We start from the raw sequence: 21,248 nt of genomic DNA, 5'->3' as shown, positions 1-21,248 counted from the left end.
GTAAAGTAACAATTGATGTTCTTCTGATATTCCTTTGGCTGGAAGTTTTGCTCAACTTGCAAAAAATGCAGAAAAAAAGAAACCTTTAAATAAAGTCTCTAAAGAAGCTGTAAAAAATCCTCCTTTAAAGATTTATATGCTTGGTGAAGAGACCTTAAGGACTCCTGCTAATCGCATAGTAAAGGTTGACGATTCAATTAGAAAGCTTGCGAAAAATATGCTCATAACCATGTATTCAGCGAAAGGAATTGGTTTAGCAGCACCACAAGTTGGAGTGCAAAAAAGGATAATTGTAATTGATTTAAATTTTGAAGATCCACATACCCCTCCAAATATTTTTATAAATCCTGAAATAATTTCATCTAGTGCAAGCTTAGATACTTATGAAGAAGGTTGTCTAAGTATACCTGGTGTTTATCTCAATGTAGTAAGGCCCTCCTCGATTAAATTTAGTTATCGAGACGAGATGGGTAGACCAAAAAAAATGAATGCTGAGGGTCTCATGGCACGATGCGTTCAGCATGAGATTGACCATCTCAATGGAGTTTTATTTGTTGATAAAGTTACTGATCAAGATGAGCTAAAAAAACAATTAACAGAAAATAAGTTCAACGAGCAAGATGTCATAAAAAAATCCGATTGAAAGACTCATGTCAATTCAAACTACAAAGAATCGCATTAGATTCTTGGCATATGCATCGCTTCTGATTTAATGGCAACAATTTTCGATAAGATACTCAGCGGTGAAATACCTTGTGATGAGGTTTTTAGTGACGAGAAATGCTTGGCTTTTAAAGACATAACTCCTCAAGCTCCTACTCATATTTTAATAATTCCAAGAAAACCCATTAAAAGCCTCAAAGAGATAAAAAAAGAAGATCAAGAATTACTAGGTCATTTACTTTTAAAAGGAACTGAAATTGCTAATGCTGTTGGTTTAGAAAGTTGGAGAACAGTTATCAATACTGGAGAGGGAGCAGGCCAAACAGTTTTTCACTTACATATCCACCTCATTGGCGGAAGGGAATTAAGTTGGCCACCAGGTTAAATCCTCAATTTTCATGATTTTCTAGCTATTCACACGATTGCATTACTGGCTCAGTTATCGACTCAGCTTGACCCATATATGCGCTATAAGATGTCTAATTAATAGAGTCAAATGGATTCCCAAACTGCTGCAGATAAAAACAGCCTTATCAATAAAGTAAGCACCAATTTACAAGATTTTTGGTCAAAACTTAGTGATAAACAGCAAACTATTTTAAAAAAAATATGGGCAATTTTAACTTACAAATGGCAATGGCAGATAATTCTGAATGCTCCTTTTTTGGTTATTTGGGCTTTAGATCAAACTATCCCAGCTGTTCACTCTTTTGATATGCAGCTTATTTCTTCGCTACCAATACCAATGACAATAAAAACATATTTGGGTTTTAGCTAAGATATACACATAAATGACTTTGATGAGTTTCTGCTCTCAAAAAGTGTAAAATTTAACTTTAAAAAATAATTTAGCATTATTGCTAATCAAGTATTTATTGACTTTGAAATAATCTAATTAATATGACTTCATCAATTTCGAAAGCTCAAAAAGGACTAGTAAGCCAACTTATTAAATTAAGAAAGCTTACTCAACCATATTTTTTACCATATACAAAAAACAATGGCTGGCTATTTGTCTATTTATTAATTGCTTTATTATTTTGTGTAGGAGGTACAGTTCTATTTTTACTTACAGGTTTAATGAGCCTGCTAAGCAACGTAGTTCCAGAGATAACAAATCAGTTTTTAGGAGGTGTTCAAAATTCCTTAAAGGTCATTTGGGAAGGTCCTTCAGGAATAATAATTTCAAGTTTATTTGCCTTAGGAGTTTTTTCATTCATCACGGTTCGTGGTCAGTTAAGGCAAAAAAGATGGCTGCCTTGGCTTTTACTAGGAGTAATCATATTAATGTTGTTGTCTGTCAACGGAATTAACGCTGGAATCACTTTTCTTGTCAGGGATATTACTAATGCATTAATACAGAAAGATGAACAAGAAAGTTATAAAAACTTGTGGATTCTTGGTATTTGTTTTATTGCAGCTCTTCCAATAAGAAGCTTCCAATTTTATTTTTCAGCAAAGCTTCAGCTTTTATGGAGAGAGTGGTTATCTAAAAGCCTGATAAATGATTACTTAGACGATAGAACATATTACATATTAAATCCCAACGATGAATCTGAAACGAATATCGATAACCCAGATCAAAGAATCACAGAAGATGCTAGAGACTTTACTGCTCAAACAATTGACCTATCGCTGAATATTTTTGATTCATTATTAGTATTTTCACTAAACATTTTTATTTTGCTGAGTATAAGTAAAGAGCTAACACTTGCTCTTATAGTTTACGCCACATTAGTTTCATCTTTACTACTTTTTGCTAGTAGAAAATTGTTCAAATTAAATTATGATCAATTACGATTTGAAGCTGATTTTCGTTATGGTCTTGTTCACGTAAGAAACAACGCAGAATCAATAGCTTTTTATTCTGGTGAGAATCAAGAAGAAAAAGAAGTTAGTAGAAGACTGAAATCTGTGGTTGATAACTTTAATCTTTTAATAATATGGGAAGCATTATTAAGAGTGCTCCAACGCTCTGGAATATACGGAAGTGTTTTTATTCCTTTCATTATTCTTTCAGGGCCAATTCTTAGTGGGCAAATGGACTATGGAAGTTTTCAACAAGCCAATTTAAACTATAACCTTCTCGAGGGATCACTTTTTTTTATCATTTATAAAATAGAGGCTTTGGCTAGATTCTCAGCTTCGATAGGCAGACTTGAAGGATTTCAATCAAACATGAATGAGATCAGAAATAACCAGTTTGCTGACTTCAAAGCAGAAATTAAAACCAACGATTCTATTGTTCTAAAGAATGTAAATATTAAAACCCCTGGGAAAGAGAATTTCCTAATTAATAACTTAAATCTAAGTATCGAATCAGGTGAAAGTTTACTTGTCGTAGGACCCTCTGGATGCGGTAAGACGTCTTTACTTCGAGCTATTAGTGGTCTTTGGGCAATTCAATCCGGCACCATAGAAACACCCTCAAATGGTGATTTACTATTTATTCCGCAAAAACCATATATGACTCTTGGCTCTTTGAGAGAGCAGCTTTGCTACCCATTAGATAAAAACAGATTCAGCGATGATCATTTAAAAGCCGTTCTAGATGAAGTCAAGTTACCTCAAATTATTCAAAGGTACCCTGACCTAGATATTAAACAAGATTGGCAAAGGCTTTTATCTCTCGGAGAACAACAAAGATTAGCTTTTGCAAGACTTTTGTTAAATTCACCTAAATATGTTGTTTTAGATGAAGCAACCAGTGCATTAGACGTCAACACAGAAAAACATCTTTATGAACTTCTTAACCATCGCGAGATGGCTTGCATTAGCGTTGGACATAGGCCAACCTTAAAGAACTATCATGAAAATGTACTTGAAATAACTGAGAATGCAGGTTGGCGATTGTTGCCCGCTACAAGTTACCAATTTACTGAGAACTAGTTTATTTCTATGAACTCAAATACTGAAACAACTCAAGATATTCAATCAACTGAGCCAGAGCAAACTGATTCAGAAGCGAAAGATCTTTCACCTAGTGCAACCACAAATGATATTCCTGAATTTGGATGGAGTGGCTACGCAGAAAGAATTAATGGAAGATTTGCAATGATTGGTTTAATGGCAGTTCTAATTGTAGAAGCAATTAGCAAGATATCTTTTTTAGAATGGGCTGGAATAATTAGTAAATGATAATTTTTTGCTTAATCATCAAATCTTGAATTGTTATCTCTAGGTCTCGACTTTCTTGTAGATGATGAATACGAACCTTTTGAAGATGATCTTTTATTGGAAGCAGGTTTTGCACCAGAATTTTGTTCAGATCTTCTACTAGTTCTGTTTACAGCCTTATCAACACTAGAAAAAGCCGCGTCTTCAATATTTTTATTAGTTTTAGGAGACCTGCTAGTTCTGTAGGAAGGTCTTGTTAAATCATTAGTGTTTGTGGATGAAGATCGTTGGGAGGGATTAGATATATCATTTCTTCTACTAGTTGAAGTTTCTCTGCTGGCAGACGGACGAGTTCCTCTTCTGCTCTCTTGACGACTAATTCGCCTTTCACCAAAATCTGAAGATCTTGCTGAAGAAGAGTCTGGATTATTAAACCTTTCCATTCTCCTTTCTCTCTCAGCTCCTCGAGAATTAATTCTTGAAGAATCGATATCTCTTGGCCTTCTACTTACAGCTTGCTCAGGTATGACAGCCCTAGATGGACGTCTTCCATAACTTTCATTGTCTGCATACTCTTCTTGATACTCATCCCTACCTGAAAATCTTCTATTGATAGGTTGAGATTCCTCAAATCGATCATAATTCCTATCAGAGCCTGCATCAGACAAACCTCCCCTAGAAGATCTTGGCAACTCAAGTTCATCATCAAAATATGAAGATCTGCGAGCTTGATCGGTTGCAATCCCTCTTAGTCGAACACTCTCATAAGCAAAGAAGACAGTAGTCCCTGCAAGCAAAAATTGTCCAAACTGAAGGATAGGATCTAAACGCCATCCTTGAAAAAAAAGTATTCCGCCACAGAGCAAACCTATAGCGGCAAAAAATACATCGTAATCTCTTGCCAATGCTGGCTTAAAAGATCTGAGAAAATATAAGCCAGCTCCGCATACAGCAAGAACTATGCCAACAATGCTGGCCCAATTTAGACTGGCATTGACCAAGTTTGCCCTCTTAAATAAAGATTTTCAGGTTGAAAACAACCCTTATTACTATCAGTCTATGGCATAAACAGGTGATTGCTAGGGCTATCTACTCAATGCATCTTTTTGGCTAACCCAAATCAATGCAGCTGCTGCAGGTGCGACTACCAAGGCACCAGCCGCAAGAAAACTGCCTATCATCCCCACAGCAGAACTTGTTGCAGCTTGACTGGAAGCTCCAGCACTAAGGAACAAATTTAATAAATGAAAAGCCATTTCAGCTAATTCTTATGCAAGACCGAGTAATCTTACGCAATAAAAGATGATTTATACCATCTATTCAATAATGCTTTGAGCTTTGTGATGCCTCTGTTAATTAAAAGTCTTCCAACCCTGCATTTTTTAATGGGTTTTTTAATAGGTTTGCTAACCCTTGCATTCCTTCTCAGAATTATTTTGACTTGGTATCCAAAAATAGATTTAAGAACTGGTTTGTGGCCAATTATCTTCTTACCAACTGAACCTTTACTGAAAGCTACTAGAAAAATTTTTGCTCCTATAGGAGGGGTAGATGTTACTCCAATTATTTGGGTGGGTCTCTTAAGTCTGTTTCGTGAATTATTTCTTGGCCAACAAGGTTTACTAACACAAATTATATTTTGATCCTTAAAGCTGTTTATAACATTTCTTGTTCAACAAACTTTGTATGGACATCCCCTTTTACAAATTCTGTTCTGTTAAGTAATTTTAAATGAAAATCAATAGTAGTTGTAATTCCTGTTACTGCACATTCGTTTAAAGCTCTTTCCATTCGTTTAAGTGCAGCTTCTCTATCTCGTCCCCAAACTATTAATTTTCCTATTAAAGAATCATAAAAAGGAGGAATGTCGTAACCCGTGTACACATGACTATCTACTCTTACGCCTGGGCCACCAGGTGGCAACCAGCCTGTGATTTTGCCAGGAGAGGGTCTGAAATTATGACTAGGATCTTCGGCATTAATTCTGCATTCAATTGCATGGCCATCTAGCTTGATATCTGACTGACTAAGTTGTAATTTTTCTCCGCCTGCAATACGTAATTGTTCTGCTATTAGATCAATACCAGTAACTAATTCCGTTACAGGATGCTCCACTTGTATTCGAGTGTTCATCTCCATAAAGTAGAAGTTTCCATGGCGATCCAGCAGGAATTCCACTGTCCCAGCACCTTCATAATTGATACTTTTTGCAGCTGCAATAGCTGCTTCTCCCATCTTGATTCTTAAGTGATCATCTAAAGCAGGACTTGGTGATTCCTCTAATAATTTCTGATGCCGTCTTTGAATAGAGCAATCTCTCTCTCCAAGGTGAACAACGTTACCAAAACGATCAGCAAGAATCTGTACCTCAACATGTCTGGGGAGATCAATAAATTTCTCCATATACAAACCTGGATTTCCAAATGCAGCTTCTGCTTCCCCTTGTGCAGCTTTAAAAAGATTCTCCAATTCATCTGAATGTCCTACTAAACGCATGCCTCTTCCACCACCTCCTGCAGTAGCTTTAATCATGACTGGATATCCCATTTCAGAGGCAAGCTTGGATGCAGCTGAAACACTATCTAGTAAACCTTCACTTCCAGGTACGGTAGGAACTCCCACCTTTTGCATGGTCGTTTTAGCCGTTGACTTATCCCCCATAGAACGAATTGCATGGGGTGATGGACCAACAAAAATAAGCCCGTGATCCCCACAAATCTCTGCAAATCGATCATTCTCGGCTAAAAAACCATACCCTGGGTGAATAGCATCTACACCTCTCGAGGTCGCTGCAGCTAATATATTCGGGATATTTAGATAACTCTTACTGCTAGGCGAATCTCCAACGCATACCGCCTCATCAGCTAATTGAACATGTAAAGCATTTTTATCAACCGTACTGTAAACAGCAACCGTTGCTATCCCCATCTCACGACAACTCCGGAGAATTCTTAAAGCTATTTCGCCACGATTAGCTATTAGCAATTTGCCTATGGGCATTCAAAATTATTAGGTCCTCAGCCGGATCGTATCAGTATTGGTACCCAACATTAAAACCAATTAGGTAGAAGCTTAATAGGTTTAGCATTATGATCAAGGTTACTTAGTGCTTAACTGAGTTAACTTGCGGATGTGGCGGAATTGGTATACGCGCATGTCTAAGGAACATGTGGCTTCGGCCTTGCGAGTTCAAGTCTCGCCATCCGCATTATTAAAGCTGATGCTCATCTTTAAATGAGTAATAATTCTTTAGCAATTATTTTCATCTCAAATGGACCAGGCGAACTATCTACATGGGTTAAACCAATAGCCCAAGAACTTCATAAGCAAATAGCGTTAAGACCAAAAGCAAATAATTCTCCTATATCTTTAAATTTGGTATTAGTTCCATGCCCAAATGCCACTGGTTATGAAGCTGTTGTTGCAAAAGATTGGTTTCTATTTGAAAAGATAATAAAGGCAAATAATTTTTTAAAGCTTCTTATTCATCCTAAAAAATTTGGTTCATGGCCTTCCCAAGGGTTAGTAATTTTTTTAGGAGGAGATCAATTTTGGAGCGTTCTACTATCAGCAAGATTGAAATATTTGCATATGACATATGCAGAGTGGATTGTGAGATGGCCTTTTTGGAATAATCGTATCCTCGCAATGTCAGAAAAGATTGTTGAAAAAGTACCTAAACAAATTCAAAATCGTTGTTCTGTAATTGGAGACCTCACAGCTGATTTAAATGAAACTGCAAAAATTGATAACCCCCTCCCTGCTGGCAAGTGGATTGCACTCATGCCAGGTTCAAAAAGCGCGAAATTAAAAATTGGAATACCTTTTTTTCTTGATGTGGCAGATAAAATATCCGAGTTAATGCCAGAATGTAAGTTTTTAATACCTATCGCTCCTACCACAAACTTAGATGAAATTAATTACTTTGGTAGTAGCAAAAATCCAATTTCTAAGCAATATAAATCTGGTATCAAATCAATTAATAAAGCCAATGATAAAGAAGAAAGAGGAATATTAATTACTACTAATTCTACAGTCATTTTTATACAAGAAAAGCATCCAGCATATAGTGATCTTAGCCAATGTGATATTGCCCTAACGACAATAGGCGCAAATACTGCCGAGCTAGGATCATTAAATATTCCGATGATAGTCGTTGTACCTACGCAGCATATTTTAGTAATGGACGCATGGGATGGTTTCCTAGGCTTAATAGCTAGATTGCCAATTTTGAAATGGTTCATAGGATTACTAATTAGCCTAGTAAAACTAAAAAATAGAGGTTTCCTGGCTTGGCCAAATATTTCTGCAGAAAGGATGATTGTCCCTGAAAGAATCGGCAATATAACCCCATCACAAATAGCTAAAGAAACTATTGATTGGCTAAATTCTCCTTCAAGGCTTTCTGGTCAAAAACAAGATCTACAAGCACTCAGAGGCAATAAAGGGGCGACAAAAAAATTTTGTCAGCAAATTATTAATCTTTTAGAAGAAAAGAAACTTTTAAAATAATTACCATGGATCTTCAATATCTAAAAGTTCTTTATTATTGGGTTTAGAATCTTGAGATTCTTTGATAGATAATTCATCTACGGGTTCTACATCTATAGGTTCTTGTTCTCTGGTAATTTTTGATCTATTTTTAATTTTTGGAGAAGCTATATTAGCTTGAAAATTGTCATTCTTATTGTTTAATTGTGATTGATTATAGCCAACATCATCTGCATCAATTTCGGAGTAAATTGATGATTGATTAGATTCATCAAGATATCTTAATTCCTGATCATATTGTCGTTCTTCTGAATCTTTTAATTCTACATATTCCATCTCTTCTTCTTCAAAGATTTCCTCTTGGGATTGTTCTAGAAGACGTTGATTATCATTTTCACTATCGCCAGAAGTTAATTGATTTTCAACTGGGACAAGATTAACTCTATACCTATCTCTTTCGCTTTCTTCCCATCCCGAATTGCCTACACCAAGCTTTTCAAGAAAACCGCTATTTAATTGTTTTAATTTCTCTTCAGCTCCCTCATAAACAATTATTCGATCTGGGCCACTACTCACTATTTCATCAACAGGCATTTCCCAAGTACTTAAAACTCCCTCGCCTAATAAAGGAACGCCTAATGCTCCCATAACTAAAGTAAGCAATTCTCCTGTTTCAATATCAAAAGAAAATCCAAGTACTCTTCCCAACTGATCACCTGATTCAGTAATCACCTGGCAATTAATAACTTTATTAAATTTTTCGGGAACAAAGTTTTCACTTAAGGAGTCTATTGTATCTACCAAAATCACATCCCCTACTTGACGGATCTGATCAAGAGGCAGCCATCTAGGCAAACCAGGTAAAAAACGTGTTAAAGGATTATCTCGTAGTCCCAAAGCAACAACCTCTCTACGATCAATATCAACAATCACTTCTCCTACTAGGCCCAGCCTTCGTCCAGTATCACGAGTAATAACCTGAGTCCCCATTAACTCAGAACGAAGCCATAATCTGTCACTTGGAACAGCTGATGGTGATTCTTGTTGGGCTTGAGTGTTGGTCAACTCAAATATGCAGTAATGAGATTGGTAAAACCATTTTGGACCATCTTAGTAAATTCAATCAAGCTGCGATTGGCAACCCAACAACTTGAGTATGATTTCCCCTCGCTTGCGTAACTCCAATAGTCCTCATTGAGGCTCCAATCATAGGTCTTCTATGACTTACGACAAGAAATTGTGCATGCTCAGCTTGCTTGGAGATTAAAGCGGCTAACCTTTCAACATTTACTCCATCCAAAAAACTATCTACTTCGTCGAGAGCATAAAAAGGGGAAGGTCTAAAACGTTGCAAGGCAAAAAGAAAACTCAAAGCAGTTAATGATTTTTCTCCTCCTGACATAGCAGCAAGCCGTCTTACAGGTTTACCTTTTGGATGAGCAACCAAAGTCAAACCACCTTCCAAAGGTTGATCAAGATTCTCCAGTTGCAAATGTCCATCACCCTCAGAGAGACTTGAAAAAATGTCACGAAAATGAATATCAACTGCCTGAAAAGCCTCCATAAAAGCTTCCTGACGCAAGGTTGAAACAGTCTCTATTCTGAGCAATAACTCTGACCTTTCATCGGTGAGAACTTGAAGTCTGTTTTCAAGTTCATTAAGTCTCTCTTCTAATTTGGCCAATTCTTCCAGTGCAAGCATATTCACAGGTTCCAATTCTTCCATCCTTTTCTGCAAAGCGTTCAAGTGAGACAGTAAAGCCTCTAGCCCATGATCTCTAATTTCATCTGAGATCATGGGCATTGGGTTTGGAAGCTTTTTTTCTAATTCACTACATCGAATGGTTTCCATACGCATTTCTTCCTTCAAATTTTTTTGATCTTCCCTTAAACGTTGAAGACTCCATTGCATCTCTTGTAGGTTCAATCTTTTTTTAGCCACATCAGCTTCTACACAATCTCTTTCTTTTCGTTGTTCACCAAAGCGAATTTCTAAATCTTTCTGTTGATTGATCAAATCTTGCCGATTAGTGTTGAGTAGATTGCTTTGCTCACGCCAAGCGGTATGAGCAGAGGCAAGATTATCTATAGAATCCTTTAAACGTTTTTCTTCGCTGATTAAAGAAGCCTCTTGATCATTTAATCGATCAATCGCAAGCTTGTTTTGGGATTGCTTATTTGAAATCTCATCTCTTTTATTTCTAAAATCAAGAAGATTTTTATCAGCATCTTCTAAATCATTTTGTAATTCAGACCAAACAGATGCGTCACTTGATTTTTCTATTGTTTTCTCTTCCTTCTCAATTTCTGATAAAACGACCTCTAAAGGTTTAATACTCGAATTAATTGATTCTAATTGAAATAGCTTTTCTTTTTTAGATTTTTTTAGATCTTCAATCCTTTTTGAGCGATTACTTTGGCGTTCTAATAAAGGCGAATTTGATCTTTTAGAAGTTTCTCTTTCGGCATCAAGTGCTGCTTTCTTTTGTTCTAATGTACTTAGATGAGTCCTTAGATTATCTAGCTTATGGATGAGTTGACTTTCGTTTTTTTGACAATTGACTAAGGTCTCGCCAATTTCTAATAATCTAATCTTCAATACATCACAATCATCGCTATCTTTTGCTCTTCCAAAACTCAAACCCAAGGCTCTATTATTTAAACTTCCACCAGTCATTGCTCCACTCTTTTCTAACAATTCACCTTCTAAAGTGACAGCTCTTTTTATGCCAATTTGATCACGAGCTGATGACAAGTCACTAAAAACAATTGTCTCCCCAAATACATACAAGAAAACATCTTTATATATTGAATCAAATTGAACCAAGTCAATAGCCTTACCAATTAAGCCAGTATTTTTATTGTGACTAAGGTGAACAGATCTCTGAAATACATCGGACCTATGTTGAGAGTTTTTTAAAATCTTATTAAGAGGTAAAAAAGTTAATCTTCCAGCTCTTTTTCGTTTTAAAAGATCAATTGATTTTGCAGCAATTTGATCGTTATCAACAACAACTTGCGCAAGTCGTGCTCCAGCAGCGACCTCTAGAGCAATTCGATAACGATCTTCAACTTCGCCTAAATTCGCAACAGGTCCATGTATACCTTCTATCCCAGATTTTAATAATAAAGTTATTGCATTTGTCCCTCGGCTTTCGGATATAATTTCTTTCCTACTTTCTAAACGAGCAATATCATTTTGAAGCTTTACTTGTTCCTTCTCTAATCTGTGTTTAGTGCGCTCTTGTATGCCTTTCTCAGAAACTAATTCTTGAAACTCTTCTTTCTTCATTGATATTGAACTTAAAACATTATCCCATTCCTTATTCAGATTATTAATTTCTATATGAACTTTATCATTGGAGGATTCATCAGTTTTCTGATCAGTTTCTAATTCTTTTAAAATAACATTTAATTGCAATAAACTTTCTTCAATATTTTGTTTCTCTAGTCTTTTAGGATCTAATTCCAATCGGATTTTTTGAAGTTCATCTCTGGCTTTCTGATGTTTTTCTATCCAAGCACCAGAACGACCTGCTACATCTGAAAGCTTCCTTCTAGAAGATTCAACCCAAGCCTCAGCTTCTTTACATCTTAAGTCAGCTTCCTCTAAATCTTTAGGATTAATCTCATTCAACTTAATTTGTAAATCAGTTTGATAATCTTTCTTTCTCTGGATTAGATTATTTCTAGATTCCTGTAATTTTTGTCCTTCATTTTTATGAGCAAGACCTTGTCTTTCTAGCTCTCTATGTTGAGATTCAATTCCTGCTAGTTTACCTTGAACTTCGAGCAATTGATCTTCACCAAGTTCTTTAACATTTTTTTGTAAAATATCTAATTTTTCTATACATTTACTTAAATCATTTTCATTTTTAAGTAACTTTTCTGCATCTAATTTTTCTTTTTTAATTAATTCCTGATGATCAACATCTAATTTTTCCAACCCCTTTTTTGCATTTTCATACGATAAAACTAACTCTTGCTTTCTGCCAATTAATAATTGATTTTTCAGATCTTTATATAAACTTGCTTTCTCACAATCTTTTTGCAAACGCTGTTTGGAAAGAATAAGTTCCTGTTCAACAATGCGACAACGTTCTTGCCTTTCATAAACATCATCTAACTTTGTACGAGTTTGATCAATACGAGCATCAAATAGTGCTACCCCAGCAAGTTCGTCTATAAGCCCTCTACGATCTTTATTACTCATAGAAACAATTCGAGTAACATCTCCCTGCATAACGACATTGCTACCTTCAGGGTCAATCCTTAGGCGCCTTAATTGGGTTTGTAATTGCTGTAAGTTACAAGTCTGACCATCTGCGCTATAGGTGGAAGCATATGATCCTCCTGGCATAACCTTTAATTTTCTTGATACTATCCATTCTTTTTGATTGGGCTTAATCCAAGGACCTTCCTCAGTAGGCTCTATACCTTCTTCGGCATCATCGGGCTGCCAATCAGTTAAATCAAATTTAACAGTTACTTTTGTTTCCGAGGATTTTCCAGCTTTTAATACGCCACTATTAACTAAGTCGGGTAATCTATCAGCTCTCATACCTCGACTATTTGCAAGGCCTAAACAAAATAAAACTCCATCAAGAATATTGCTTTTACCAGAACCATTTGGACCTGTTACAACTGTAAAGCCCTCTTCAAGTGGAATCGACATCGATCCACCAAAGGACTTGAAATGAGACAAATCTACGTGGTTGATATGAACCAATAGAATGCATCCACAATAAGAATGACGTTAGCGAAATATGAGAAAAACTCAAGCCTTTCTGATTTACAAGAAATAATTAATATCTTTTGCTGAGAATTTTAAAACCATTTTCATCAATTACCAAATTAGATTCAACCTTTCCCCACTCTAGGGATAAATTTATGAAACTATTCTCAACAGATGGTAGAGATTCCAAAACAATTCCTTTTTTAATTCTAGTTGCAAATCCCCGATTACCAGACACAACCTTTTCTTCAATATCTAGCCAATAAAGATTATGAGGAGCGATATATACAGAAGATACATAAGGTCCATCTAATAATGGGATTTTATTCAATCGCCAAGTTCTACAAAAATCTTTATCTTCTAAAAGAAAATCAAAGTGAATACCAGCTTCATCATCGGGTGCCCCGGTATGTCTTAATAAAACCCACCTAAAAAATTTTTCATTGCCAAAAGTATTCAATTTTTAAAATAATTCAAAGCTAACAAATAATTTCCCACAAAAACATATCAGGAGGAAATCTCCAAAATACAAATTGCAGAACGATAAACCTTTTAGCTTTTTGCCTCAGGTACAAACCTAAGAGCAATTAAAAGAAGACTTCCAGCGCCTGCTATTGCGGCTAAGACTAGGCCAAAGTCAGTAGGGATTGTATTAGAAGCAAAAACCATTGATGAGATTCCGACGCCCATGGGTTATTTAGGAGATATGCATGACGTTTAGCACTATACGTATTCGAATAGCAATATTTGTAAGCAAAGACGACGAAAAATTCTCATGAAATTATGGAGTTCAAACATATAAAACTTAAAAAAAAAGATTCTTTTAAAGGAACTTTCAAAATTGAACCAATTAAGGGGTTTCGATTAGGGCAATATCTCTCTATTCTCTAATAAACCTTTAGGTTTATGGAATCAGTGAATTCCTCGTCTTCTGCAACATCAAATTCAGTCGAGGCTGAAAAAGCTATTTCTGAAAAGTCTCCAGAGCAATGGTTCAATGAACAATTTGATAATTTATTGCCAAAAATTCAAGAAAGATGGCCAGATTTAGCCAAACAAACATTAGAAGCAACTAAAGGAAGTCTCGAAGATTTAATCAATGTCATATCAATACACTCAGGTAAAAACAGTTTTGGAGTACAAGAACAACTGGAAGAAATTTTTCATTCTGCAACTGACACAACTAGAGGGCTAGCAGAGTCTTTGGAACCTCTCGAAAAACAGCTTGAAAACCTTCTAGATGAATTAAACAGTACGCTAAGACCACGAATTGAGAAACCAGTAAGAAAAAGGCCCCTCTTAGCCATAGGAATTGCTGCTGGAATTGGAGTTTTATTTGGCATACTGCTTGGTGGAGGCAGAAGAAATTAATGACCAACTCAGAACGCAAAAAAGGGATAGGAGCTGCAGCAAGAGTTACTGCATTAGCAAGTTCCGTAATGGACCTTCATGTTCGCATTGCGCTGCAAGAAATGGACAGGGAAAAACGCCGACTTATTAGTGGGTTGATTTTCTTGGCTAGTGGAGGGGTGCTGATGTTATTTGCCTTACTTGGTTCTGAATTATTTCTTGGATATTGGCTCAGGGACTTACTTGAATTAGACAACAAATCAACAATTTTAATTTTAGTGCTTATAAATCTTGTATTGGCGGGGATGAGTCTCAGAATTGGAGGATATCTAGCAAAAGGTCCTTACCTGCCAGAAACATGGGAAGGAATTGCAAAAACCACAAAAGCTGTTTTAGGAAAAAATTAAACTAATTAATTTTATAATTCAACCACCGGCAATCGATAGAACCATTATTTACTTGAAAACGTTGACATGCTTTCATCCCCAAATGTTTACTTAGGTGTGGATTCCCATTAAGTAACCAAAGATTCCAGCCAGAGGCTTTTTGTTTGCAATATTGACCTAGTTCTTGATAAAGCATAGCTAGTTCATTTTCATTTCCTATTCTTTTCCCATAGGGAGGATTACAAATTAAAAGTCCTAGCCCAGAGGGTAATTGAAATTCTTGAAAAGGGCAGTTGATAATTTCTATATGATTTTCCAAGCCAGCTTTTCTTACGTTATCAGTAGCGGAAATGTAAATCATTTCATCAACTTCGCAGCCAATTATTTTAGGTAATTTCTTATTTAAGGGTTTCATCTTCTGTGCCATTTTTAGTTCTTTATCCCATATGGAGATATCAAAATCCGGCCAATTCTTAAATAAAAACTGTCTATACAACCCAGATGGGATTCCAAGCAACATGCTTACCGCTTCAATCAAAAATGTTCCAGAACCACATAATGGATCTACCAAATTAATAGTTCCATCCCATTCAGTCATTCGAATTAAACCAGCAGCCAATGTTTCCTTTATTGGAGCCATTCCAACAGCTGGTCTATAACCTCTTTTGTGAAGACTCGAATTACATCCATCAACACTCAAAAAGGCTTGATCATTTGACAAATGCAAATGAAAACAAATATCTGGATTATTTAAATCGATGCTTGAACGCGAACCCCATCGTTCTCTTTGTAAATCAATAATTGCATTTTTTACTTGCAAAGCAGTGAAATGAGTATGTGATAATCCTGCTCCAAATCCAGTGACATCTACTCGAAAACTTTGCTTAGGGTGAAGCCAATTTTCCCAATCAATTGACCTTTGAACACCGCTATAAAGTTCATGCGGGCCATTACAAGGAAATCTAAAAATCTCTCTTAGAAATCTAAAAGACAATCGAGATCGCAAATGTATTCTGTATAAACAAGCCATATCAGCTTCGAATGATATATGCCTTCTTGAAGCTTTAACTGATTTAGCTCCAAGTTCTATCAACTCTTTTGCACCCTCTTTTTCAAGACCTTGAGAAATAGATGCAACAATTTTCATTGCTTTTAAATTATTTAGAAAGGACACAAAAGTTCTTTGAACACTAATCGATTAATTCCAAAAGATCTGCCAGAATGTAAGTGTCTATTTTCCAATGGACTAGGTGATTCACACCAGTATCTCGGACAGCGGTTCGATTCCGCTCAGCTCCATCAATGGGGCTGCAATGGCTTCGACGGGGTATCAGGCGAATGACTGAAGCCTGCTCGGTCAGAGCAAAACCATAACTGCTAACAACATCGTTAGTTTCTCCCGTCAAACAGCCCCTGTTGCTGCTTGATCTTTTAGGAGATGGGGTTAGGTCAGCCTTATTACCCAATTGATCCGTGGAGGCTGTAAGGCCTCCTTTTTAATTGCTATGAATTGAGTCTTAGCATCTCAAAAAAACTCAAAAATAAAGTTGCGGGAAAATATGCAGGAAAAATTCGATAGTAAAACTGCGGGAAAATCAAGGCAAAATCCAATATTTCTCCTACAAACAATTCTCAAGCGTCTCAAAAACATAAAAAATATTGACTTGATTCAACCCAAGTAAAAGCAAAGTATTGACAAAAAGGAATTAATTCAACTATCTAGACAAGGCTGTTTCCTGTTGTCTGACGAGTTCAAAGAATTCTTGTTTTAAGCTTGGATCGTGTCTGAAATCGCCTCTTACAACCGAATTAACCATACTGCAATGTGATTCTTTGACACCTCTTAATTTCATACAATAGTGATCTGCTTTAACTATGATTCCCAACCCTTGTGGCTCGCATAGGCGTTCTATTTCATCAGCAAGAATCATCACAGCTTCTTCTTGAATATGTGGCCTAGAAAAAACCCAATCTGCAACTCGAGAAAACTTGGATAAACCAATCACTCTTTTCCCAGGTTTAATTCCAATCCAACAATTTCCAATAATTGGTACAAAATGGTGAGAACAGGCAGACCTGATAGTCATTGGTCCGACAGTGTATATCTCATCTAAATTTTTTACATTTGGGAAACTTGTTACTTTTGGTTGTTTATGATATCTGCCCTTAAAGACTTCATTGATATACATCCGAGCGACCCTTTCTGCCGTCTCTAATGTGTTGTGATCATTATCAATATCAATAATTAAACTTTTTAATAAATCTCTTATTCTGCCTGCAACTTCAGCTTCTAAATCCTCTATCTCACCTGGTTCAATATGATCAGCGATATTGTCATTAGCGAAAAAAGAAACGCCTTCCTTCAAAAGACGAGAACGAATAACTTCTGAAGTTAAATGCTGAGAAAGCGGATTAAAATTATCGTCAATTTCTTCAATTTTTGTAGTAGAAGTCATAAACCCTTATTGTGAGGAATCAATAAACAATCAACCAGCTAATGACACTAACATATCAAGTCCACAAACCGAGACACAAAGGTTGCTTAAAGGTGTATTCATCTATTGATCCCTTTAGGCTAGAAAGTGTTCTTTTCAATTTAGCGCAAGGTTCTTTAGGGCAATAAATACGCCAAGTATCTGTTCAAGGTGCAATCTCATAATTCTCCGATAAAGCAATTTCAAGGCAAGCCAGAATTACTACAATAAATAATTCAAAACAGATCTAGAAACTAATTTCAAATTTTAAAGGAGGATTCCTATTACACAATTGATCCACAGGATTCCTATTACACAATTGATCCACAAGAACTGAAAAGTCCTCTATCTTTCCATTAAGAGAAGTAGGGTTATTGATAAACTTGTCAAAATATAGATGTGGGGAAAAGTTCAGGTAAATCAAATAATTCTCCTGAAAAAAAATTCTCAATACTTTGAAAGATATCAAAAAGGGCTGACCCAGATCAGCCCTTCGGCTTCCGATAACAATCGGCTGCAAACAAACTATTTAACCTTCAACATTAGTGAGAGTAGGAACTCCCTCAGCGGCTGCTACAACTACCCACATAACTGAAGGTACTTTTCCATTATTAGCCATGGTATGAGGAGGAGTATCAGCAGATAAAACAAAAGAATCTCCCTCCATGAAAGTTGTACTCTTACCTTTCTTAGTCTTTAGTGTTAATTGACCTTCATCGATATAACCAGTTAATGGTGCCTCATGAAAATGAAGAGGGACAACGCCACCTGGTTGAACATCAACTTTATAAAGCCTCATTTCACCTTTACCTTCCGGGTATGTGAAAGATTCTCCGTAAATTGGTTTTGTGCTTGTGAAAAGCTCTTGTACATCTACAGGAGGCTTCTCATCAACTGCCATAGCAATCGGCGAATAGCTCATCAAGGCGAAAGCCATACAGGCTAAAAGGCTGAAGATCTTTCGAAGCATTAATTTTTAATTGAATGAAACTTGATTGTATACACTGCAAAAAATTTGAGAAGTCTAAATTAATACAAATGGGCTAGGCGATGAATAGATCCAGAAAATGATTGTATCGCTTGTCATTAGCCTAGATAAATCTTTTCAAATTACAAACTTAGCCCCAAGAAACACTTGTGCATTACAGCTAACAGTGCCACTTCTTAATACCTTCTGTAAAAGCTAAAGATCTATTTCTATAAAGCCTGCATTACCAGACTAAAAAAGAAATAATTAAAACAATCCAATAGAATATCTAAATCCATCTATTAACAAATAAAGAAATTAAAATGATACTATTATCTTTAAAAAAGATGTAATTAAGCTTCTATAAGTTATTAAGTAATTTTTTATTTAATAAACCTCTTATATCTTTATTGCTTACAATAATTTTTAATAAGTAATTAGATTTATAATAAATATTCTGATAATATCTTATAAAATAATTGAATCCATGCATTTACCTATTTTTGCTTTAGCTTCATCCGATTGGGGCGTTGCTAGATTTACAACCGACTCTTTTGCTTTAATCGCATTAGCAATATTGGTTACACTTCCTATACGATTACTCAAGGATAAAGCTGGCTTCAAAAATATATGGGCATCTGGAAACGCACTCTCTAAAAAATAAGTCAATTTTTTTCAATTTATTATCTATTTATAAATTAGAGTCAAGAATTATATAGCTATAGATTTGTTGGGTAGATTTAAGACATTTTTGCAAATAAGTCCTTGTGATAGTCCACAACATTTTGACAGCTGATAACCGGAGTAATTTCCATATCTATACCAAACTGAGCTCTCCATGGAGCAAAATGTTGAAAAAGTTCCTTATCACCATTTGCATTGCAGAGAATCACAACGCGACCCTCTCCAGGTGCATGGACACGGAAAAGCATTTCAAACCCATCAAATTTATCTTGTTTAGACATCTCTCCATTTTCCCAAAATTCTACAAACTGTTTATAAGCAGCAATTTGATTATCAATATCAGTGAACTGACAATCAACTAAATAGAGTTGCATTAGGCGTAAAGTAAAAACTAACTTTAGCTGGAACCAAAAAATAAATTGTTGATATATCGATCAATAAACAAATGATGTTATAAAAAGAAGACAAAAGCTATAGAAATTCCTAGGAGCTGATTTTTATAGCCGAAAAAAAATTACGCACCGTCTTTCCTAGATTAATCAAATCATCAAGGAGAGTTGAAAAATCCGTTCGAGAATAAAAATAAACACATAAGAATTAGAGGACCTATTCCAAAAACAAAGAGAACAATTTTTGCAGTTCTCGGTGTTGTTTTGTTTTCTTCGACTGCTTGAGTTATTTTAGAAGTTACTTTTTTTTTTGATTTTCGACTAGGCATTTCTAAAATATTCTTAGAAAAATCATAATAGCAGTAATAAATTAAGATTGATAGACTATCAGGAAAAGGAACCAATCAATAACGTAATAATTTTTTGAATCTAAATAATAATGAAATCAAATCATAAAATTCTCTCGATATTTGATGATTTCAATATTTTCTTTACCCCCACTTGGATTTCTAAATAATAACTTTAAAAATAAAGGTTAATCAAGTTTTTGAATAATCTTTTCGATTGTTCTAGCAGTATCAAACCAACTAAAAGATTCAGCTCTTGCCGGGCCCTCTTGAAGAGCATGTTCGAAACATTTTTTATCATCTATAACGGCCTTCATAGCCAAAGAAATTGATTGAATATTACATGGATTCACTAAATAACCATAATCTCCAAGTATCTCAGGCAGAGCACCTCTGTCAGATGCAATAACTGGCGTTCCACAAGCCATTGCCTCAAGAGCTGGAAGGCCAAATCCTTCCCAAAGACTCACAATGATGAGTGCATGGCATTCGTTTAATAACGATAACTTTTCATCATCATCAATCCAGCCTTTCCAAATACACAAATGTTGTAAATTATATTTATCAATTAATTTTACAAGACTTGGTGTATATCTCTTATCAAAAGGTCCTACAAAAACAAGCTTATAATCATTTATTTTTGCATATGCAAATGCTTGGATAAGCCTACGCAAATTTTTATGTGGATTATGCCTACCAATAATCAAAAAAAATTTTTTTCGTTGTTTTTTTATTGGATAAAACTTTTCATTATCAAATCCTAATTTAATTGGAAATAATTTATGCATAGGCACATTATAATATTTATTTAAATCATGAGCAGTAGAAATAGAATTACATAAAATTATCTTTGCTTGTTTTAAAATCAAAGGAATATAAATTAAATGGTATAAAGTTAAAAATGATATCGTAGGGTACCTAATTGGTATTAAATCATGAGCCAGAACAACAGATTTAATATTAGTAAATAATGGCGCTTCCAATAATGGTGATAAAAAATATTCAGCATTTAAATTATTCATTAATTTTGGAACAGCATTTTGAAGCCAATACAATCTTCTAAAATGACTTTTGATGCCTGAACCTGGAGATAAGTTATTAGGTATATAAATATCACCTTTGATACCGATATCTTTTGGAATAAGTGTAGTGATTTTATGGGGTGAAAAAGAATTTAGTAAATCTTTAGAAACGACTCCAATACCTGTATTTTTTTTTGTAATGTAGCTACCATTAAAAACTATAGAAGTCATGGTTATAATATACGCATTGAGATCTATCTTAGATAATAGTCATTCAAATGTTTAGAGCAAACTTTTTTCTTAAATTTTTTAAATACAATAAAAACAATAGTTGTGAAATTGTAAAATATCATTCAAGTGATAATTTTTCCTTACAAGATCAAATAAATACTAATATCGTAGAGATAGAAAAAAAAATATCAGAAAGTAGCAAAGCCCTTATGGAGGCACAAATTGTAAAATTGCGATCCACATTCTCAAGATCAAATAATTTTATAGAGCAGATCGGAAAGAATGTATACAAAACAAAATTAGAGGACTCAATTAACTGGCATCAAAAAGAACTAAGAGAACTATATCTTAGACGCAAAGAGCTGCAAATCAATCTAGAAAAAACTCAAGGT

At 35.2% G+C, this 21,248-nt stretch carries 23 protein-coding genes and 1 tRNA gene; 11 read left to right on the top strand and 13 right to left on the bottom strand.

The window, feature by feature from the left end; all coding sequences use genetic code 11:
- The first annotated feature begins 34 nt into the window (after positions 1-34).
- From def to AC6EI0_RS08455, 5 genes are all read left to right on the top strand, one after another.
- On the top strand, positions 35-643 hold the full coding sequence (gene def / locus AC6EI0_RS08475; protein WP_498522131.1) for a peptide deformylase: 609 nt from the start codon (positions 35-37) through the stop codon (positions 641-643).
- A 69-nt stretch (positions 644-712) separates the two neighbouring features.
- The gene (locus AC6EI0_RS08470) at positions 713-1,048 is read left to right on the top strand and encodes a histidine triad nucleotide-binding protein (protein WP_498461958.1); all 336 of its coding nucleotides are present in this window, start codon (positions 713-715) and stop codon (positions 1,046-1,048) included.
- Positions 1,049-1,159: 111 nt separating this feature from the next.
- A complete protein-coding gene (locus AC6EI0_RS08465; RefSeq protein WP_498522130.1) occupies positions 1,160-1,441 on the top strand; it encodes a hypothetical protein in 282 nt (93 codons plus the stop codon).
- 122 nt (positions 1,442-1,563) lie between these two features.
- Positions 1,564-3,552: an ABC transporter ATP-binding protein/permease gene (locus tag AC6EI0_RS08460; RefSeq protein ID WP_498522129.1), complete on the top strand. Its 1,989-nt coding sequence runs from the start codon at positions 1,564-1,566 to the stop codon at positions 3,550-3,552.
- Between the two features lie 9 nt (positions 3,553-3,561).
- Positions 3,562-3,801: a CAB/ELIP/HLIP family chlorophyll-binding protein gene (locus AC6EI0_RS08455; protein ID WP_498522128.1), complete on the top strand. Its 240-nt coding sequence runs from the start codon at positions 3,562-3,564 to the stop codon at positions 3,799-3,801.
- 11 nt (positions 3,802-3,812) lie between these two features.
- On the opposite strand, the gene AC6EI0_RS08450 is transcribed toward AC6EI0_RS08455, so the two are convergent.
- Together AC6EI0_RS08450 and psbX are read right to left on the bottom strand one after the other, a co-directional pair.
- Positions 3,813-4,781, bottom strand: a complete 969-nt coding sequence (locus tag AC6EI0_RS08450; protein WP_498522127.1) for a Ycf66 family protein — start codon at positions 4,779-4,781, stop codon at positions 3,813-3,815.
- Positions 4,782-4,865: 84 nt separating this feature from the next.
- Entirely contained in the window at positions 4,866-5,036 is a 171-nt protein-coding gene (gene psbX, locus AC6EI0_RS08445; RefSeq protein ID WP_498520218.1) for a photosystem II reaction center protein PsbX, read from the bottom strand.
- A gap of 87 nt (positions 5,037-5,123) precedes the next feature.
- On the opposite strand from psbX, the gene AC6EI0_RS08440 reads away from it, so the two are divergent.
- Positions 5,124-5,423, top strand: coding sequence for a YggT family protein (locus tag AC6EI0_RS08440; protein ID WP_498522126.1), 300 nt, complete (start codon positions 5,124-5,126; stop codon positions 5,421-5,423).
- A gap of 13 nt (positions 5,424-5,436) precedes the next feature.
- On the opposite strand, the gene accC is transcribed toward AC6EI0_RS08440, so the two are convergent.
- On the bottom strand, positions 5,437-6,780 hold the full coding sequence (accC, locus tag AC6EI0_RS08435) for an acetyl-CoA carboxylase biotin carboxylase subunit (RefSeq protein ID WP_498522125.1): 1,344 nt from the start codon (positions 6,778-6,780) through the stop codon (positions 5,437-5,439).
- Positions 6,781-6,906: 126 nt separating this feature from the next.
- On the opposite strand from accC, the gene AC6EI0_RS08430 reads away from it, so the two are divergent.
- Positions 6,907-6,988: transfer RNA gene (locus AC6EI0_RS08430), tRNA-Leu, on the top strand.
- A 26-nt stretch (positions 6,989-7,014) separates the two neighbouring features.
- Positions 7,015-8,292 (top strand): glycosyltransferase family protein, encoded by a 1,278-nt coding sequence (locus tag AC6EI0_RS08425; RefSeq protein WP_498522124.1) that lies wholly within the window; start codon positions 7,015-7,017, stop codon positions 8,290-8,292.
- Here the strand turns inward: AC6EI0_RS08425 and AC6EI0_RS08420 are convergent, their stop codons facing one another.
- The 4 genes from AC6EI0_RS08420 to AC6EI0_RS08405 all read right to left on the bottom strand — a co-directional run bounded on the left by AC6EI0_RS08420 (position 8,293) and on the right by AC6EI0_RS08405 (position 13,696).
- Positions 8,293-9,336: a PRC-barrel domain-containing protein gene (locus AC6EI0_RS08420; RefSeq protein WP_498522123.1), complete on the bottom strand. Its 1,044-nt coding sequence runs from the start codon at positions 9,334-9,336 to the stop codon at positions 8,293-8,295.
- A 58-nt stretch (positions 9,337-9,394) separates the two neighbouring features.
- Entirely contained in the window at positions 9,395-13,000 is a 3,606-nt protein-coding gene (gene smc / locus AC6EI0_RS08415; protein ID WP_498522122.1) for a chromosome segregation protein SMC, read from the bottom strand.
- A gap of 76 nt (positions 13,001-13,076) precedes the next feature.
- Entirely contained in the window at positions 13,077-13,466 is a 390-nt protein-coding gene (locus tag AC6EI0_RS08410; protein ID WP_498522121.1) for a hypothetical protein, read from the bottom strand.
- Between the two features lie 92 nt (positions 13,467-13,558).
- Positions 13,559-13,696, bottom strand: a complete 138-nt coding sequence (locus AC6EI0_RS08405) for a hypothetical protein (protein WP_011294050.1) — start codon at positions 13,694-13,696, stop codon at positions 13,559-13,561.
- A gap of 216 nt (positions 13,697-13,912) precedes the next feature.
- Here AC6EI0_RS08405 and AC6EI0_RS08400 point away from each other — a divergent pair, with 216 nt between their 5' ends.
- Complete coding sequence (locus AC6EI0_RS08400; RefSeq protein ID WP_498522120.1) at positions 13,913-14,377, top strand: ElaB/YgaM/YqjD family protein; 465 nt, start codon at positions 13,913-13,915, stop codon at positions 14,375-14,377.
- Positions 14,377-14,763 (top strand): phage holin family protein, encoded by a 387-nt coding sequence (locus tag AC6EI0_RS08395; protein WP_498522119.1) that lies wholly within the window; start codon positions 14,377-14,379, stop codon positions 14,761-14,763. The genes AC6EI0_RS08400 and AC6EI0_RS08395 overlap by 1 nt, the downstream gene beginning before the upstream one ends.
- 1 nt (position 14,764) lies before the next feature.
- On the opposite strand, the gene AC6EI0_RS08390 is transcribed toward AC6EI0_RS08395, so the two are convergent.
- The 3 genes from AC6EI0_RS08390 to AC6EI0_RS08380 form a co-directional block, all read right to left on the bottom strand.
- Positions 14,765-15,889, bottom strand: a complete 1,125-nt coding sequence (locus tag AC6EI0_RS08390) for a THUMP domain-containing class I SAM-dependent RNA methyltransferase (RefSeq protein ID WP_498522118.1) — start codon at positions 15,887-15,889, stop codon at positions 14,765-14,767.
- 568 nt (positions 15,890-16,457) lie between these two features.
- On the bottom strand, positions 16,458-17,198 hold the full coding sequence (gene folE, locus AC6EI0_RS08385; RefSeq protein WP_498522117.1) for a GTP cyclohydrolase I: 741 nt from the start codon (positions 17,196-17,198) through the stop codon (positions 16,458-16,460).
- A 547-nt stretch (positions 17,199-17,745) separates the two neighbouring features.
- Positions 17,746-18,153: a cupin domain-containing protein gene (locus tag AC6EI0_RS08380; protein ID WP_498522116.1), complete on the bottom strand. Its 408-nt coding sequence runs from the start codon at positions 18,151-18,153 to the stop codon at positions 17,746-17,748.
- A gap of 517 nt (positions 18,154-18,670) precedes the next feature.
- Here AC6EI0_RS08380 and AC6EI0_RS08375 point away from each other — a divergent pair.
- Positions 18,671-18,847, top strand: a complete 177-nt coding sequence (locus AC6EI0_RS08375; protein ID WP_498522115.1) for a hypothetical protein — start codon at positions 18,671-18,673, stop codon at positions 18,845-18,847.
- 76 nt (positions 18,848-18,923) lie between these two features.
- Here the strand turns inward: AC6EI0_RS08375 and AC6EI0_RS08370 are convergent, their stop codons facing one another.
- The 3 genes from AC6EI0_RS08370 to AC6EI0_RS08360 form a co-directional block, all read right to left on the bottom strand.
- Positions 18,924-19,241 carry a DUF3303 domain-containing protein gene (locus tag AC6EI0_RS08370; RefSeq protein WP_498461940.1) on the bottom strand — a complete coding sequence of 106 codons (318 nt, stop codon included), beginning with the start codon at positions 19,239-19,241 and terminating at the stop codon, positions 18,924-18,926.
- Positions 19,242-19,414: 173 nt separating this feature from the next.
- The gene (locus AC6EI0_RS08365; protein ID WP_498522114.1) at positions 19,415-19,585 is read right to left on the bottom strand and encodes a hypothetical protein; all 171 of its coding nucleotides are present in this window, start codon (positions 19,583-19,585) and stop codon (positions 19,415-19,417) included.
- 206 nt (positions 19,586-19,791) lie between these two features.
- A complete protein-coding gene (locus tag AC6EI0_RS08360; protein WP_498522113.1) occupies positions 19,792-20,856 on the bottom strand; it encodes a glycosyltransferase family 4 protein in 1,065 nt (354 codons plus the stop codon).
- Positions 20,857-21,248 lie beyond the last annotated feature (392 nt).

The organism is Prochlorococcus sp. G5PB11, assembly GCF_059772425.1.
This window is presented reverse-complemented; position numbering and strand designations above follow the sequence as displayed.

Excerpts from the sequence above, each read along its gene's own strand:
- AC6EI0_RS08470 (WP_498461958.1), top strand. The coding sequence starts at position 713 with ATGGCAACAATTTTCGATAAGATACTCAGCGGTGAAATACCTTGTGAT.
- AC6EI0_RS08465 (WP_498522130.1), top strand. The coding sequence starts at position 1,160 with ATGGATTCCCAAACTGCTGCAGATAAAAACAGCCTTATCAATAAAGTA.
- AC6EI0_RS08460 (WP_498522129.1), top strand. The coding sequence starts at position 1,564 with ATGACTTCATCAATTTCGAAAGCTCAAAAAGGACTAGTAAGCCAACTT.
- AC6EI0_RS08455 (WP_498522128.1), top strand. The coding sequence starts at position 3,562 with ATGAACTCAAATACTGAAACAACTCAAGATATTCAATCAACTGAGCCA.
- psbX (WP_498520218.1), bottom strand. The coding sequence starts at position 5,036 with ATGGCTTTTCATTTATTAAATTTGTTCCTTAGTGCTGGAGCTTCCAGT.
- AC6EI0_RS08440 (WP_498522126.1), top strand. The coding sequence starts at position 5,124 with ATGCCTCTGTTAATTAAAAGTCTTCCAACCCTGCATTTTTTAATGGGT.
- accC (WP_498522125.1), bottom strand. The coding sequence starts at position 6,780 with ATGCCCATAGGCAAATTGCTAATAGCTAATCGTGGCGAAATAGCTTTA.
- AC6EI0_RS08425 (WP_498522124.1), top strand. The coding sequence starts at position 7,015 with ATGAGTAATAATTCTTTAGCAATTATTTTCATCTCAAATGGACCAGGC.
- AC6EI0_RS08405 (WP_011294050.1), bottom strand. The coding sequence starts at position 13,696 with ATGGGCGTCGGAATCTCATCAATGGTTTTTGCTTCTAATACAATCCCT.
- AC6EI0_RS08400 (WP_498522120.1), top strand. The coding sequence starts at position 13,913 with ATGGAATCAGTGAATTCCTCGTCTTCTGCAACATCAAATTCAGTCGAG.
- AC6EI0_RS08395 (WP_498522119.1), top strand. The coding sequence starts at position 14,377 with ATGACCAACTCAGAACGCAAAAAAGGGATAGGAGCTGCAGCAAGAGTT.
- AC6EI0_RS08390 (WP_498522118.1), bottom strand. The coding sequence starts at position 15,889 with ATGAAAATTGTTGCATCTATTTCTCAAGGTCTTGAAAAAGAGGGTGCA.
- folE (WP_498522117.1), bottom strand. The coding sequence starts at position 17,198 with ATGACTTCTACTACAAAAATTGAAGAAATTGACGATAATTTTAATCCG.
- AC6EI0_RS08380 (WP_498522116.1), bottom strand. The coding sequence starts at position 18,153 with ATGGCTTTCGCCTTGATGAGCTATTCGCCGATTGCTATGGCAGTTGAT.
- AC6EI0_RS08375 (WP_498522115.1), top strand. The coding sequence starts at position 18,671 with ATGCATTTACCTATTTTTGCTTTAGCTTCATCCGATTGGGGCGTTGCT.
- AC6EI0_RS08370 (WP_498461940.1), bottom strand. The coding sequence starts at position 19,241 with ATGCAACTCTATTTAGTTGATTGTCAGTTCACTGATATTGATAATCAA.
- AC6EI0_RS08365 (WP_498522114.1), bottom strand. The coding sequence starts at position 19,585 with ATGCCTAGTCGAAAATCAAAAAAAAAAGTAACTTCTAAAATAACTCAA.
- AC6EI0_RS08360 (WP_498522113.1), bottom strand. The coding sequence starts at position 20,856 with ATGACTTCTATAGTTTTTAATGGTAGCTACATTACAAAAAAAAATACA.